Genomic DNA, 16,353 nt, shown 5'->3' on the forward strand with positions numbered 1-16,353 from the left:
AAAACAACTACAGCTACAGCTAAAGGGTAAATAAATTTCTTTCTACATTAAAAATAAAAAACCTTCTAAAAAGAAGGTTTTTTTATTTTAGAGAATCTAAAAAAGAATAGTTTCCTGACTTCATCATTTTCCCCTCAAAAATGTTCCCCGTCCTCTGTAACCTTACCTCAGTCTAAAGAGACAAAATTGATGCTTTTGGATAAAACTGATGAGCAAAAAACGATTCTAAAGCTGTTTGAATGATTTTGGGTGTCCTATTGATGAAGTAGGGAAGAAATGTAACCTTAACCAAAACATTTTCTGATAAAGTAAAACTATCCAGGGAAAACAACAACTGCCTAAAAGTAAAGTAGAGGTTAATAAAAATAATTAAGAAACCACTAAAAGTAAAAGAGGCTGAAAATAAATTCAGCCTCTTTTTTATACGCTTAATAAAACATAATTTTCTCCATTTTCCCCTATAGGGAATAGAGGCTATATTCCAAAAGCTTTCTTTACTTTATTTACATAATCTAATTTCTCCCATGTAAACAATTCAACTTTCTTAGTAATCTTTTTTCCATCAGGAGAAGTGAATGTTTTTTCTACCACTTGTGGTACACGGCCCATGTGGCCATAAGCTGCAGTTTCGCTGTAAATAGGATTACGCAATTTTAAACGCTGCTCAATAAAGTAAGGACGCATGTCAAAAACGCCTTCTACTATCTTGCTGATTTGACCATCTGTTAATTGTACAGCAGCTGTGCCGTAAGTGTTTACATTAATGCTGGTAGGTTTTGCAACACCAATTGCATAAGAAACCTGCACCAACACTTCGCTGCACAAACCTGCAGCTACTAAATTTTTTGCAATATGCCTTGTAGCATAAGCAGCAGAACGGTCAACTTTGCTGGGATCTTTACCGCTGAATGCACCACCGCCGTGTGCACCTTTACCACCGTAAGTATCTACAATAATTTTACGGCCTGTTAAACCGGTATCACCATGTGGACCACCAATTACAAATTTACCCGTGGGGTTAATGTGATAGGTAATATCGCCATTAAACAACTTCGCATATTTTTTATACCTCAACTTCATTCTTGGTATTAAAATATTAATTACGTCAGCTTTAATTTTAGCCAGCATTTTTGCTTCGCTGTCAAAATCATCATGCTGAGTAGATATTACAATAGCATCAATACGCACAGGCTCGTTTTTATCATTGTATTCTAATGTTACCTGGCTTTTTGCATCGGGGCGCAGGTAAGACATTTTAGAATTTTTCTCACGGCGAATAACTGCTAATTCTATTAATAAATTATGGGCAAGATCTAATGCCATCGGCATGTAATGCTCTGTTTCGTTGGTAGCATAACCAAACATCATTCCCTGGTCGCCTGCACCCTGCTCTTCTTTTTTCTTTTTATCTACACCCTGGTTAATATCGCTTGATTGCTCATGTATTGCAGAAAGGATACCGCAACTGTTTGCCTCAAACATGTATTCACTTTTGGTATAGCCTATTTTGCGGATAACACCACGTGCTATTTCCTGCACATCTAAATAAGCTTTACTTTTTACTTCGCCTGCTAATACAACCTGTCCGGTTGTTACCAGTGTTTCGCAAGCCACTTTACTTTGAGGATCGAAAGCTAAAAAATTATCAATTAAAGCATCACTGATCTGGTCGGCAACTTTATCAGGATGTCCTTCACTTACTGACTCTGATGTAAACAAATATGGCATATTATTTTTTTTTAAGATTGCAAAGATAAGGGTACAGCACTTAAACAACAAAGTCCTCCAAAGCTTTTGGAGGACTTATACACTTATCTTAATAAATTATTTTTAAATTTTTGAATAAACAATACGCAGCCGCATTTTATAATTAAGATTAGTTCCACTTCCAACTTTAACTCTTCCATACGCTAACCTGTTATTGTAAGGTATATAATTAGGTAAATACTGAGGATAAATGAGATTGTAAGGTGCCTGCAACCTTAGTGTATAATTATTAGTATGCTTGGTTACAATTTGCTGAACATAACGGGTAATATTAAAATTGTAGTATTTTATGGGGTTACCAAAAACATCTTTTTTATTTCTGGCATAGCCGCCATAATAAAGAAAATCTATCCCACCACCCGGAAAATAAGTGTTTACTTTAGAATCCGGATCATAAGCTGTGTTAGGGTTTAAATCAAAATAAAGTGGCTTCCATTTCTCTGGAAAAGTCGGACTGGTACTGCTATCTTTTAAATCTAAGTACAAATAATCAGGAGCAGAAAAATATCCGTCCGTTTGAGTATTAAATGGAACTTGTTCTATTATTATTTCTGCCCTGTGAATGATCCTATTGGAAAGCGTTCCGAGAGAAGGTATTTTTAAGTTAGCATAAGTACCCGGAGTAGTTTGTAAATAAATTTCGCTTGCCGGCGGATTTGAAACTGGAAAGCCACTTCGGTTTCTAATAATATTATTTGCAGTTGACGAAGGCCTTATTGCAGCGGTTGCATTACTAAAATTAGATAACTTGAATAAACTATAAGTGGTATCAATAACAGCCCCAATCTTACGTTTGTAATGGATTTCTAATCTTGATGACGAATCAGTTAAATTAGTGTAAAGTAAACCATTACCGGTGCCATTGGCAATAATGGCAAAACCCTTTTTAAATACCCTGAATAATGAATCAGATTTGTACGGATTAGTAGCATTTGTATCTATGGAATTAAATCCATTTACAAAACTCTGCGATAATTTTATTCTTACCTGATTTTTTACAGAATCTTTTCCATTGCCAATTTTTACATAATTACCAAGGCTGGCAATGTTTATTGTAGAACTCCCAATCACAACACCACTATTTCTATTTACAGGTGCATAATTAAGTTCCTTATTTATACCCAAAGAATCCCATAAGCCACCAGTAGATGATGGTATTTCTTTTACCTGTAATTGTAAAGGGGTATTTATGCTATCCCCCCAAAAACCTTTGTAACTCAGGCCAAGCACTACAGAATCAATACCACCTACCAACGTATCCCTGGCGCTGACATTGCCATAGTAATAAGGATAAAAGGTTGGCTTAAACTCTGCATAAATATCTGCAGTGGTTGTTCCAAAAAGTGGATCGTTATTTATTGTTCCTAATACATGATCTTCTAATCCATTTAGTTTTGTTGTATCTGGGTTAAATATCCCTTGTGTTGCTTCGATAGTAAGTAAAGTATCAAAAGTGTTTACATTATCCACTGCTGGCAAAAGATCGCTGCCAATATCTGTAGTATCTAATTTGCTGCAACCAATAAAAATTATAGAAAATAAAAAAGCAATAAATGCTATTGAGAGAATACGTTTTTGCACAAAAATAATTTTAATAAAATGTGTTAGTTTTTTCTACTTGGCAAGGTCGGTATATAATTGCAAATAGTCTGTTAAATCACCTTCGGCATTATATTTCACTATTTTTTTTCCTTTTACTTTAGAAAATTCTTCCACTAATTTTTTATCGGCTTTATCAGTACCAAAAGTTACAGCATCTGCAAAAGTTGCACCGCCCCTAAACATAGCTGCATTGTTTATATCCTTAAAAGGTTCCAGCTCTTTTTTAGTTACATAATCGTTTATGGTAGCTAATTTTAAAAAGTCGGCGCCCAATTTTTCTTTAAAAGTATTTTCGCCAATGGTATAAACAACTTTGCAATTACCAAAAACAGGTTCTTTTTTATAAGCATTTTTAATAAACATTGGTATCAAGCCAGTCATCCAGCCGCTGCAATGAATAATGTCTGGAGGCCATCCAAATTTTTTAACCGTTTCCAGTGCCCCCTTACAAAATAACACTGTTCTCAATCCATTATCATCAAACCACTTTTCTTTTTCATCAGTAAAAACAGACTTACGTTTAAAATAATCTTCATTATCTAAAAAATAAATTTGCAGCCTGGCGTTGGGTAAACTGGCAACTTTAATCATTAATGGATAATCATCATTGTCAATAGAAACATTTATTCCCGATAAACGAACCACCTCATGCAGCCTGTGCCTTCTTTCATTTATTATACCAAAACGAGGCATAATACACCTCACTTCCATACCAGTATCGTTCGATTTTACCGCCAGCTTGTTTATAATTTCTGCAAAATCAGTAAGCTCTAAATACGGCGACATTTCGTTTGCAATAAATAAAATTCTTTTCTTTGTTGACATTTTACACTTTATTATATGCTGGTTTAATTTTTTAAAGGAGTGCAAAAGTACGAATTTTATTTTGCAAAATCAGGATACACAAGCATTTGAAGCTCAATTGTTATTAAAATGATAGTATTTAAGAAAATTAAAGAACTCTCTTCTTTTATTGAAGAGGAGAAAAAAAAGGGAAAATCAATTGGCTTTGCTCCAACAATGGGGGCATTACACGATGGTCATATTTCCTTAATAATTAATTCCAGCACTTCAAATAGGCTAACTGTCAGCAGTATTTTTGTAAATCCAACCCAGTTTAACAATGCCAACGACTTCGACAAATACCCCATCACAATCGAAAAAGATATTGATCTTTTAGAAAAAAATGGCTGTGATATTTTGTTTATGCCAACAGTAAAAGAAATGTACCCCAACGGTTTTGTTAATCCTCTACATTATAATCTTGGTTATTTAGAAACTGTTTTAGAAGGCAAATACCGCCCCGGGCATTTTCAGGGGGTTTGCCAGGTAGTGCACCACCTGTTAAGTATTGTACAGCCTCATAATTTATATATAGGGCAAAAAGATTACCAGCAATGCATGGTGATAAAAAAACTGATTGAAACAACTCACTTAAATATAAATGTAATTATTGGCAGTACTGTAAGAGAACCTGATGGGCTGGCAATGAGCAGCAGAAATATGCGGCTGAATAATGAGGAGAGAAAAAAAGCGGTCAAAATCTCAGAAGTTTTATTTTTTATTAAGAAAGAAATTAAGTCCGGTTATATCGAAGATTTAAAAGAAAGAGCTGTAAATTATTTATCTGCCGAAGGCATTAAAGTAGATTATATTGCCATAGCCACTGCCGACACCTTAGAAGTTTTAGAAAACTGGGATGGCAAATGCCCCATTGTTGCACTTGCTGCCGTTTATTTAAATGAGGTAAGGCTTATTGATAACATGTTACTGAATTAAAAACAATTAATAGTGATTGCTGTTATTTTATTCTTTTAAAAAATCTATTCGTAATTTGTAACCGATATGCAAAAACGGTTAATTTCTTTTATTAAGTACGCATTTTTTTTAGGGCTGGGTATTTTTTTGGTTTGGTGGAGCATTCATAAAATGAGTGATAAAGATTACAATGAGTTTGTAAACGCTTTAAAAACCGCCAACTACTATCTTTTAATTCCCGTTTTTTTTATTTTAACTGCAAGTCATATCAGCAGGGCTTTCCGCTGGAAAATCCTGATGAATTCAATGGGATACAATCCTAAGTTGATCAACACATTTTGTGCTGTAATGGTGGGTTATCTTGCCAACTTTGCCTTTCCACGATTAGGGGAAGTTTTAAAATGTACTATACTAGGGAAGTATGAAAAAGTGCCGCCTGATAAATTAGTAGGTACCATCCTTGTTGAAAGGGCTGTAGATTTATTATCCTTCTTTATAATTATTATAATATCCTTACTAACACAGGCTAAAGTTGTAGGAGGTTATGCAAAAGATGCTTTCAATGAATACTTTCTTTCTCAAAATAAAGAAGCTGCATTAATCAAAATTATAGCAGGGATTTTTATTGTTGTTATCATCTTTTTTTTATTGAAATTTATTTTTAGAAAATATCTGCATATAAAATTAGTGCAACGGATAAAAAATATTTTTACAGGGATTAAAGTTGGTTTATTAAGCGTAAAAAATTTACCCAATAAAGGGCTTTTTATTTTCCACAGCATTTTTATCTGGGCATGTTACCTCGGAGGTACTTACATAGGTTTTTTTGCCATTAAAGAAACCTCTGTGTTACCTGCACTGGCTGCCTTTCCGGTATTAGTTTTTGGTACGGTAGCTACTATAATTACTCCCGGTGGTATTGGTTCTTATCCCGAACTTCTTATGGATGCAATGAAACTATATGATATACCTGAAGGTTTTGGAAAAGCTAACGGATTGCTGCAATGGGCAGCACAATTTTTACTAACACTCGTAATTGGTTTTACTAGTGTTATAATATTACCCTACATAAATAAACCAAAAAATGAAATCGGTACAAGCGATACCCCATAAAATTTTTACAGCAGCTGCTTTACAGGCACAGCTAAAACGCTGGCGGTTGCAAAATAAAAAAATTGTTTTCACCAATGGTGTGTTCGATATTTTACACGAAGGCCATATTGCATCTTTAAGCGATGCCGCTGCCTGTGGTAATATTTTAATTGTGGGTGTAAATGCAGACGCCTCCGTAAAAAGATTAAAAGGTGAAAGCCGGCCGGTGAATAACGAAAACTCCAGGGCATTGCTTTTGGCATCGCTGGTAATGACTGATGCAGTTATTATTTTTGAAGACGACACCCCTTATAATTTAATTACTTCAATTATGCCTGATGTATTAGTTAAAGGCGGCGATTATACTATTGAAACCATTGTTGGTGCTAAAGAAGTAAAAGCAAATGGCGGCGAAGTTATTATTGCGGCTATACTTGAGGGCTTTTCTACCACTGCTATTATTGAAAGAATGAAAAAATAATTTACACAATCTTAATACAGAGTTTATTATTTAGTTAAACCGTTCCCTTTAATTTCATATAAATAAAATTTTCTTTTGTGTCCAAACAAAAAATAATTATTCGGGATATAAGCTGGCTTTCGTTTAACAGCCGTGTACTGCAGGAGGCTGCAGACGATACTGTTCCGCTAAGGGAACGTATGCGTTTCTTAGGCATTTTCTCTAATAACCTCGATGAATTTTTCAGGGTAAGAGTAGCCACTTTAAACAGGATGATTGCCATTGGCCAAAAAAAGAACATGCACCTGGAAATGAACCCCAGCCTTATTTTAGAAGAGATACAGGAAAAAGTTTTAGAGCAGCAAAAAGAATTTGAAAGAATATGGAATGAAATTTTAAGGGAACTGAAAAAGCAAAAAATATTTTTAGTAAATGAAAATAAATTAAACCGCATTCAGCAAAGGTTTGTGCAGGATTATTTTAATGAAGAGATACGCAGCAATGTTGTTCCGCTGATGATGGAAAGTATCAGGGAGTTTCCCACACTCAGCGATAAATCAATTTATCTCGCCTGCACGCTTTCTAAAAAAGATAAAAGTATTGCTAAAAAATTTGCACTGGTTTCCGTACCTGCAAGGCGCTTACCCAGGTTTATTATTCTGCCATCTAAACAAAATGAAAAGCATATTATTTTATTAGAAGATGTTATCCGTTTTTGCCTGCCGCATATTTTTTCTTTTTTTGGATACGACAGTTTTTCATCTGCCATTATTAAAGTAACACGAGATGCTGAAATTGATATTGATAATGATGTGTCAACATCCCTGATACAAAAAATTGAAAAGGGATTAAAGAACCGCAAGAAAGGAAAAACTGTACGGTTTGTTTATGATAAAGAAATTGATGCATCATTGTTAGCCTACCTGGTTAAACGCCTTGGCCTTTCGCATAAAGACAATTTAATACCTGGCGGACGTATTCATAACTTTAAAGATTTTATAGATTTTCCAGAATCGGTATTTGTAAAAAAGAACCCACGTAAAAAACCCTTTTTACATCCTGCATTAAAAAATGTAAGCCGCACTACAGATATTATTTTGCAAAAAGATATACTGCTCAACTTTCCCTATCACAGTTTTGATACAGTAATTGATTTATTAAGAGAAGCAGCCATTGATCCCGAAGTAGTAAGTATAAAAATTACCTGCTACCGCCTTGCACCACGATCGAAAATAATTAATGCATTAACCAATGCTGTGCGTAATGGCAAACAGGTTACTGCAGTTTTGGAGTTAAGGGCAAGGTTTGATGAAGAAGCAAATTTAGAATGGAAAGAAGAATTGGAAGAAGCCGGCGTGAAAGTAATAATTGGAGTGCCAGACATGAAAGTGCATGCAAAATTTTGTTTAATAAAAAAGATAGTACAAAATAAAATTATTTTGTATGGTTTTGTAAGCACTGGCAATATTAACGAACAGACGGCAAAAATTTATGGCGATCATTGTTTACTTACCGCCAACAAAAATATTATGGCCGATGTGAGCCGTATTTTTCATTACCTGGAGTTGCCAAAAATGAGGCCGCATTTTTTAAAAGCCTGTAAAACCATAATGGTAAGCCCGGCTGCAATGCGAAAACAATTAATGCAGTTGATACAAAAAGAAATAACAGCGGCTAAAGCAAAAAAAACAGCGTCAATTACTTTAAAATTAAATTCTCTTAGTGACGAATTGCTGATAGAAAAATTATACGAAGCTGCAAAAGCCGGCGTAGTAATTAATATGATTGTACGGGGTATCTTTTGTATGCTCACCGAAAATTTAAAATTTAAAGAAGTATATGCCATCAGTATTGTAGATGAATACCTGGAACATGCAAGGGTAATGATTTTCCATAACGGGGGGAAAGAAAAAGTTTTTATTTCCAGTGCCGACTGGATGGTAAGAAATATCGACCATCGTATAGAGGCCGCCTGCCCTGTTTTTGAAAAAAATATTCAACAGGAATTAAAAGACATCCTCCAAATTCAGTTGAATGATAATATTAAAGCAAGGATACTGGATAATGAATTAAGCAATCAGTATGTAAACCCACGCAACACAAAAAAAATACGCAGCCAGCTGGAAACGTATAATTATCTCCATAAAAAAAGTATTTAATAAAATTTGTGCCTTCGAGCTCCAGCTTGCAGCAAATATTTAATTGTGCATAATCTGGTTACATGTAAATCAATATAAATGTCATTCGGTATAAACGTTAATCCGTAAATTCGTGAGTACAGATTAACAAATTAACCAATTAACTGATTAACAAAGAGTGAAATTAGCAGCAATAGATATTGGCAGTAACGCAGCAAGGCTTTTAATTACAGAAGTAATTGTTGATGAAAAAGGTAATCCATCTTTTAATAAACTTAATTTATTAAGGGTGCCGCTAAGGCTTGGGTTTGATGTTTTTGAAACTGGCGTAATTTCCAAAGCAAGAATTGGAATGGTTATGCAAACCATGAAAGCCTATAAACATTTGATGAATGCTTATGGTGTAGAGCATTTAAAAGCCTGCGCCACCAGTGCTATGAGGGATGCAAAAAATGCTGCGGATATTATCAGAAAAATAAAATTAGAAACAGATATTTCTATTGAAGTTATCAGTGGCGATACTGAAGCCAATTTAGTGTACGAAAATCATGTGGCCGAAAATATGGATAAAGACCACAGTTATTTATATATAGATGTGGGTGGTGGAAGTACAGAGCTTTCATTTTTCAGTAATGGAAAATTAGTGTACAAAAAATCTTTTAACATTGGTACCATACGATTATTAAAAAACTTAGTTAAAGACAGTAATTGGGAAGAAATGAAAGAGGCACTCCGAGCTGTAACCAAAGGCCACAAAGAAGTGATTGCCATTGGCAGCGGTGGCAACATCAATAAAATTTTCAGCATGAGCAAGCGTAAAGATGGTAAACCGCTTTCTTTAGAATTACTAAGAGATTATTACAAAGAATTAAGCAATGTTACTTTAGAAGAAAGAATTACTAAATACGGTTTAAGAGAAGACCGTGCAGATGTAATTGTACCTGCCCTGCAAATTTACACCAATGCCATGCGCTGGGCCGATGCACAGGAAATTTATGTACCCAAAATTGGTTTAGTAGATGGATTGATACAGCATTTGTGGGAGGAGGTGAAGTAAAAATGCTGCACAATTTAAGCAGCATTTACTGTATTACTACCAGTTCACTTTTTTGAGTATAAAAAATAATTACATAACCATAACATAAGACTTATAAAGGTGATATTTTAGTTAATAATACCTTTAGTATAGCAATGCCTGCATTTAAAATAATCATCAGCGTTAATTATAATTCTTGAGTTTGGTTATTATTGATTTTGTTTTAATTTTTACAAATTTTTTTTATGACAAAAAAAACTCCCTTTCTATTTTTGTTTCATTACCAGTATAAGTTTTGACCAATTAGATTTTAGCACCTCTACCGAAGGAAGGAGACTCGACGCAACAGGCATAAACGGGCAATCGTTGTTAAAAAAATACGCCCCTGATGCAACAGGATCACCTTTCATTAACCCTAACTGGGTACAGGCAAACCTTACACTTTCGGAAGGGAAAATAACCGGGCCAATATCTATTAAATTAAATATTGAAAATAACACTTTGTATTTTCTTGATAGTTCAGGTAAAGAAATGGTTGCTATTGATGGCTTAGTTAAAAAAATTGATTGTTATAGTTTTTTTTCAAAAGATAATATTGGGAATATTTTTAAAAACGGGTATCCTAAAATTGATAAACAAAATGAAAACTATTATTACCAGGTTTTTTACAGAATGTAAGATAGAATTACTGGCAAAAAGAGCTAAATATATCAGGGTTTTCAAAGATGAAATGACGGGTCAAATTACAAAAGAATTTGTGGAAGAAGCTGTAACATTTTATATATACGCTAATAATAGTATGCAGAAATTTCATCACACTAAAAACTTTGTTACAGATTTGTTGAAAGATAAAGAGCATGAGATAGAAAAATTTATTGACAACAATAAAATCAATTTTAAAAAAAATCTGACTTAGTTAAAGTAATTATTATAATTCTCTGGAGTAAAAAGGTGGTAAATATCTTTATGGGTTTGATGTGATATTAAAACAAAAAGAGAATATAACGCAAGGCTAATTTTAGTTAAGGATTATAACAAACCTTATACTGCCTTTTAAGAATTTGTAAAGCATTATTTACCGGAAAATATTGATTAAAAGAAGAGGCCGTCTTAAAAAGACGGCCTCTTCTTTTATAGATAATTCTACTTACAATAATGATTAATAATTCGCATTTTTTACAGGTGCGCTGTCAGCTGATGGGCTATTTTTTTCTATCTCATCGCCTGGAACATCCCAGTAATCCATGAAATTGTAATTGATAGTTGCATTGGTATAAGTATTCCCCCTGAAAAGAAGGGTACAACCATATCTACCTCCGCCATTTGCAATAGAATATGTCCAGCCCCATCTGCGTAAATCATAGAAAGATAGACCACGTAAAGCAAGAGCTGCTAACCTTTCCATTGTCAACTCCTGTAATGCTTGTGGTAAAGTTAAGCCGGCTAAAGTGGGTACACCAGCACCCTGATATGCCCTTACGCTGTTTATTAATATTAATCCAGCTGGAATATTTGATGTTCTGATATTTGCTTCTGCAAGCATTAATTGGTTTTCTTCATAAGTAGGTCCAATATAGATTTCAAGCCTACCAGCCTGACGAGAACCTAAAATAGGAATTCCGGATAAACCAACCGTAACCCCATCTACCAAACTATATCTTGTTGTATTGGTATTAGCATCACCAAAAAATGTACCGTTAGCTGTAGTAAAGTTTGCAAGCCGTTTATCACCAGCTTTAAACTGCTGTACTAATCTTTCGCTTAATTTATAGGTAGTTGATTGATTACTTGCCGTAAGAATAGCTGCTACAGAGCCAGAATTGAATGAAAAGAAAGAATTTGACCCAGAAGTTCTTCCTGTAAATACATTATCACCTTGTTTTACACCATTATTACATAAAGATATCACAGATGCCCAATCAGCTGCTGACATAACGCTAATGGTAGACTTATTGATAGTAGTACTTGCATTTCCATTTACGAAAGGAGCAAGGTGATTTAATACAATATTGCGTGCCAGCATAGTATTGATAGTTCTTATCCATTGCGCTGAAGTTGGAGGATTTCCAAGACCAGTCTGACATTGAGAAGGAATTAATTGTGCAATTATGGCACCATAATCCCCTTGATTTGAAATAGCATTAAGCGTTGTAGATGCCAGGTTTAATTGTTTATTAGATTCGGTAATGATATCAGCTTGTTTCTGAAATTTACTAACAATTGTATTTGATTGATCTACTATTAAACCTGCATAGTACAATGTACCAATTTGTGCATAAGCATATCCTTTCCACCAGTAGCACCAGGCCTTTACAGTGTTTGCTTTATCAGCACTCAATGTTATCTTGCCCATATTTTCCAATGTTTGGTTACAGGCACTGATCATAGCATACATATTTGTCCATTCGTAAAATAGTGCATTATTACCATTAGATGTAGCTGCTCCATTATTAAATCCCCTTATGATATCTGAAGCTTGCGGAGAGGGGTTGGTAAAAATGGTTGTTGCGTCAGCGGGATCGGCCTGAAACTTATCTGGTACTCCCATAGTTGTGGTTTGGTTATTTGAACCTTGGCCACCACCTACAACATCACCCATTAATTCGTGATAACCCCAGGGCAAAGAAAAATAACTATCTCCCAACCAGCCATCACCATAATTAAATCCATTCCAATATACACCTCCTTTTGCATAAGCAGTAAGTCCCGCTTCTGAATTTACATTGCCTCCAAAAGTAGGGTCATTAGGGTTTTTAACATCTAATTGCTTTTTGCAAGAACTTAAAATTAGCAAGAGCATAGAAGCAGAAAGAAAATAAGAAGAGTACTTTCTGCCAAGTTTATTTATGTTTAATTGTATTTTTTTCATTTAAATAAATATTAATGGTTTACAAATTAAAAGCCAAGGTTTAATGAAACCTGATATGACTTTAAGTTAGGAATAGTACTGTGGTCAATACCTCTGTCAAAAGCAGAATTAGAGGCACCAGAACTAATTTCCGGATCTAACCCTGGATATTTTGTAAAGGTTAATAAGTTTCTTCCGCTAAATACCAGTTGACATTTTTTTAGCCAATCTTTCCTTGCAAATTTTGAAAAATCAACCCCTATTGAGACATTCCTTAACCTTACAAAAGAGGCATCGTAATAAAAATAATCTTTTGTTACATTATTACCCACACCTCTTGCTGTATTACCCAATCCATAATAAGCAGAAGCATAATAGGCAGTAAAGGCACCTGTTTCACCATTAATTGTTACTGGTTTAGTAAAGTCCTTACTGATACCATCACGGTACAGCCATTCATTAGTTTGATTATAAAGGTGTGAACCACTTATCCAGTCAAACTGAAAACCAAATGAAATAGTATTTTTCCAACTAAAGCTATTTATAAATGATGAAGTTAATTTAGGATTTGGATCGCCTAATGATTCTGCCTCATCAGAAAAAAAGATTCCTTTAGTAGCTTTATTAACCACTCTTCCTAGTACTATTTCATAGTTGCCCTGATTGGCAGTAGGAATAAAAGGTGTTTTATCAGCCCTAAGTTGTGCAACATCAGTTAATGCTTTGTACCCATAAATCTCACCTATCTTTCTTCCAGCTGCAAGAACTAAACCAGTACTTCCAGCAAAAGTAGTTAAAGGTATATCTCCACCTGTAACCCTGTCAATAGTTGATATTTGATGACCCAGATTAGCGGTAAAATCCCAATTTAAATTCTTGGATGCAAGTACTGGAATATTTATACCTAACTGCCAGCCATTCGATGATAATGCAATAGCATTGGTAAGTAATTGTGTTGCTCCGGTAGAAGGTGGTACCTGTTGGTAAAAAATAGCATTCTCGGTACTTCTTTTCCAATAGGTAAAAGAAACATTCGCAGCTTTTAACCAGTTACCTTTATTATTTATATTAATTCCTAAATCAGTACCTAATTCAGTTTCTGTAGATACTTCCACATCAAGATTTGGATTTTTTGCACCAGTTTGATTAGTATAAGCTATTTCATTACCGGTAGGTTGTAAGTTAAGAACAGGATAACGATCAAAAGCCCCGGGTTGAATACCAGCCTGACCATAAGCTGCTCTTAATTTAACACTTGGAACAACATTTTGAATACCTTGCCAGAAATTGAATGCATTTAAATTTACATACCCATTTATATGAGGGAAGGTAAATGGTTTGGAACCAGCACCAAATGTAGAAGAATAATCTGTTCTAAAGCCCCCTTTTATACCAGCATAATTCCCAAAGTCAAATGCCTGATCAACTAAATAGCCATAAGTAACAAAAGGCTGCACAAAATCTGTTGCAGTATGTTGACTTGATGTGGAGGTTAATGTGAATGGAGGATTTAATGGTAGTGTTTGTCCCCACGTATTTAATTCCTTGTAATCGTTTTTACGGTAATCAAATCCTACCAGCGTAGTGGTTTGTAAAGGAAAATTAATGTGAAAATCTTTTTCAAAATCAGTTTTGATTATTGCGCTGGTAAAGAAATTTTGTTTAGTAGTATTATATTGCCAGTTGTCAATTTCACCAGTTTCATCACCATTAAAAACCGAATAATAAGAGCCTTGATCGATTGTGTTAGCGTTTAATGATTGATTATAAGTCGTCCATACATCATTTTCATTTTTATAGGTTATTCCATAGCGTGCATTTAAATTCAAATATTTATTAACCTTATAATTTGCCTCAAAATTTTGTATTATATCGTATCGCTTGCTATCTCCTTTAGTATATTGTAATCTATAAAAAGGGTTAAAGGCATTTACACTTAAAAAACTGGCTCTTTGATAAGAAGCATAATTTCCGCCTACAATGGTGTCCTGTAAACTAAAAAATGGAGAAGTGTTTAAAAAACCATAAACACCATTCACACCTGCATTAGATTGACCTAATCCAAAACCGCCTCCACCCGGCGCACCCAAGCCAGGATGTAACGTATTTTTAGTATAAGCCAAATTAGTTATAGCACGGATTGTAAAATTCTTAAAAACTTCAAATCCTAAATTTAAAGTAACGTTTGTTCTGTCTAAATACCCATTATCTTTAAGGAGTGCAGAATTTGTATGGTTATTGGAAACAGCCAAACTAAAATCATTTTTATCACCACCACCACTTATGCTTAAAGAATTATTTTTTGATATCCCGGTTTGAAAAACCTGTGCAAAATGATCATAAAACTTAAGGTTTCCGCTGTAAGCCTGATCATTTTTGTTCCGGGGGTCTAATATGCCATAACGGGTAAAGTTTGATGTTCCGGCAGGATTGGTTGTACCTGGTATATTAGTTCCAAATCTGTATGAAATAGAGTTTGAACCCCTAATTATGCCACGTACAGGATCTATTACCACTGGTGTACCAGCAGTATATCCTAACCCGGCATTTGAACCCTGATTAATAATGTTTCCACTTGCGTCTGTTAAGTAAGGGTGCATATCTGCTTTGCCAAAATTACCTGAATTTATGTATGAATTTTGTGAAATACTGGATGAAGCAGTAATACTCAATTTATTGTGCTGGCCTTTTTTTGTAAAAATTTGAATTACACCATTTGCACCTTGTGCACCGTATAGGGAAGCAGATGCAGCACCTTGTACAACTTCTACACGTTCTACTTGTCCAAGATTTAGGGTGTTTAAAACTTCAAATGGTACTTCCGCACCATCTAACAATAATAAAGGCCTTGTACCACCTTGTACGGTATTAATTCCTCTCAAAACAATATTAACCTGATCACCTGGATTACCAGATACAGATGAAATTTGTGCTCCTGGAATTTTACCAACAAGAGCTTGATCAAGTGTTGCAGCTGGTATAGTTGGTAACTTGTCTGCCGTAATAGATTCAACAGAAATACCAAGTTTTCTTTTACTGGTTGCAGACCCTGTACCAGTTACTACCACTTCACTTAAAGCTTTGTTATCAAGTTCAAGTGTAACGTTGGCATTTGAGCCATCAATTTTTACAGTTTTAGAAGCATAACCTACAAAGGAAACTACAACTGTGTTCTTTCCTGCAGGTAATTTTAAAGAAAAAGAGCCGTCAGAACCAGTAGTAGTTCCTGTGCCACCTTTTACAAATACAGTTGCACCCGGAATTGGGTTACCTGAAACATCGCTTACTTTTCCGGTAATCGGTGTTTGCGCAAAAACACATTCAATGCTTAGCATAAATAGGCTAAACAGAAGCAGAGTTAATTTTCTCATTAGTCGTTTTTTTGGTGTTAAAATTTTATTAATTGTTTTGGATGGCTCTGCAATATGGGCAAAATAATTTACAAAATGCTGCATGAGTTAAATGCAGCACTGTACTGAGTTTTTGGTTATCGTAGAAAAACGTGGAGCCTATTTGGACAGACTTTGAATGATATCGTATTTGGTGACAATATGGTAGGTACCGCTTTCATCTTTGCTCAAGACAGCCCCTGTTTCCCTGTTAATAAATGAACTTAACCGTTCAACGGGGGTATCATATGCAACCACCGGAT

12 protein-coding genes are annotated in these 16,353 nt (G+C 34.7%); 7 read left to right on the plus strand and 5 right to left on the minus strand.

Going from position 1 to position 16,353, the window contains the following annotated elements:
* Positions 1 to 474 precede the first annotated feature (474 nt).
* The 3 genes from metK to ACY65O_RS01110 form a co-directional block, all read right to left on the minus strand.
* Positions 475 to 1,728, minus strand: a complete 1,254-nt coding sequence (gene metK, locus ACY65O_RS01100) for a methionine adenosyltransferase (RefSeq protein ID WP_462219001.1) — start codon at positions 1,726 to 1,728, stop codon at positions 475 to 477.
* A gap of 102 nt (positions 1,729 to 1,830) precedes the next feature.
* Positions 1,831 to 3,348 (minus strand): DUF4270 family protein, encoded by a 1,518-nt coding sequence (locus tag ACY65O_RS01105; protein WP_462219002.1) that lies wholly within the window; start codon positions 3,346 to 3,348, stop codon positions 1,831 to 1,833.
* Positions 3,349 to 3,381: 33 nt separating this feature from the next.
* Entirely contained in the window at positions 3,382 to 4,194 is an 813-nt protein-coding gene (locus tag ACY65O_RS01110) for a glycogen/starch synthase (RefSeq protein WP_462219003.1), read from the minus strand.
* A gap of 108 nt (positions 4,195 to 4,302) precedes the next feature.
* Between ACY65O_RS01110 and panC the strand changes: the two genes are divergently transcribed.
* From panC to ACY65O_RS01145, 7 genes are all read left to right on the plus strand, one after another.
* Positions 4,303 to 5,148: a pantoate--beta-alanine ligase gene (gene panC / locus ACY65O_RS01115; protein ID WP_462219004.1), complete on the plus strand. Its 846-nt coding sequence runs from the start codon at positions 4,303 to 4,305 to the stop codon at positions 5,146 to 5,148.
* 66 nt (positions 5,149 to 5,214) lie between these two features.
* Positions 5,215 to 6,240 (plus strand): lysylphosphatidylglycerol synthase transmembrane domain-containing protein, encoded by a 1,026-nt coding sequence (locus ACY65O_RS01120; RefSeq protein ID WP_462219005.1) that lies wholly within the window; start codon positions 5,215 to 5,217, stop codon positions 6,238 to 6,240.
* The gene (gene rfaE2 / locus ACY65O_RS01125; RefSeq protein WP_462219006.1) at positions 6,212 to 6,700 is read left to right on the plus strand and encodes a D-glycero-beta-D-manno-heptose 1-phosphate adenylyltransferase; all 489 of its coding nucleotides are present in this window, start codon (positions 6,212 to 6,214) and stop codon (positions 6,698 to 6,700) included. Before ACY65O_RS01120 ends, rfaE2 begins: the two co-directional genes overlap by 29 nt.
* 77 nt (positions 6,701 to 6,777) lie before the next feature.
* Positions 6,778 to 8,838, plus strand: coding sequence for a polyphosphate kinase 1 (gene ppk1, locus ACY65O_RS01130; RefSeq protein ID WP_462219007.1), 2,061 nt, complete (start codon positions 6,778 to 6,780; stop codon positions 8,836 to 8,838).
* 157 nt (positions 8,839 to 8,995) lie between these two features.
* On the plus strand, positions 8,996 to 9,874 hold the full coding sequence (locus ACY65O_RS01135; protein WP_462219008.1) for a Ppx/GppA phosphatase family protein: 879 nt from the start codon (positions 8,996 to 8,998) through the stop codon (positions 9,872 to 9,874).
* 345 nt (positions 9,875 to 10,219) lie between these two features.
* On the plus strand, positions 10,220 to 10,531 hold the full coding sequence (locus tag ACY65O_RS01140) for a hypothetical protein (RefSeq protein WP_462219009.1): 312 nt from the start codon (positions 10,220 to 10,222) through the stop codon (positions 10,529 to 10,531).
* Positions 10,494 to 10,769, plus strand: coding sequence for a hypothetical protein (locus ACY65O_RS01145; RefSeq protein ID WP_462219010.1), 276 nt, complete (start codon positions 10,494 to 10,496; stop codon positions 10,767 to 10,769). The genes ACY65O_RS01140 and ACY65O_RS01145 overlap by 38 nt, the downstream gene beginning before the upstream one ends.
* Positions 10,770 to 11,012: 243 nt before the next feature.
* Here ACY65O_RS01145 and ACY65O_RS01150 read toward each other — a convergent pair whose 3' ends face one another.
* Positions 11,013 to 12,722, minus strand: a complete 1,710-nt coding sequence (locus ACY65O_RS01150) for a RagB/SusD family nutrient uptake outer membrane protein (protein WP_462219011.1) — start codon at positions 12,720 to 12,722, stop codon at positions 11,013 to 11,015.
* 26 nt (positions 12,723 to 12,748) lie between these two features.
* The gene (locus ACY65O_RS01155) at positions 12,749 to 16,156 is read right to left on the minus strand and encodes a SusC/RagA family TonB-linked outer membrane protein (RefSeq protein WP_462219012.1); all 3,408 of its coding nucleotides are present in this window, start codon (positions 16,154 to 16,156) and stop codon (positions 12,749 to 12,751) included.
* Positions 16,157 to 16,353 lie beyond the last annotated feature (197 nt).

The sequence above is a fragment of the Ferruginibacter sp. genome, assembly GCF_031430955.1.
Taxonomy (GTDB): Bacteria; Bacteroidota; Bacteroidia; order Chitinophagales; family Chitinophagaceae; genus Ferruginibacter.

Excerpts from the sequence above, each read along its gene's own strand:
- panC (WP_462219004.1), top strand. The coding sequence starts at position 4,303 with ATGATAGTATTTAAGAAAATTAAAGAACTCTCTTCTTTTATTGAAGAG.
- ACY65O_RS01155 (WP_462219012.1), bottom strand. The coding sequence starts at position 16,156 with ATGCAGCATTTTGTAAATTATTTTGCCCATATTGCAGAGCCATCCAAA.
- metK (WP_462219001.1), bottom strand. The coding sequence starts at position 1,728 with ATGCCATATTTGTTTACATCAGAGTCAGTAAGTGAAGGACATCCTGAT.
- rfaE2 (WP_462219006.1), top strand. The coding sequence starts at position 6,212 with ATGAAATCGGTACAAGCGATACCCCATAAAATTTTTACAGCAGCTGCT.
- ACY65O_RS01150 (WP_462219011.1), bottom strand. The coding sequence starts at position 12,722 with ATGAAAAAAATACAATTAAACATAAATAAACTTGGCAGAAAGTACTCT.
- ACY65O_RS01145 (WP_462219010.1), top strand. The coding sequence starts at position 10,494 with ATGAAAACTATTATTACCAGGTTTTTTACAGAATGTAAGATAGAATTA.
- ACY65O_RS01110 (WP_462219003.1), bottom strand. The coding sequence starts at position 4,194 with ATGTCAACAAAGAAAAGAATTTTATTTATTGCAAACGAAATGTCGCCG.
- ACY65O_RS01120 (WP_462219005.1), top strand. The coding sequence starts at position 5,215 with ATGCAAAAACGGTTAATTTCTTTTATTAAGTACGCATTTTTTTTAGGG.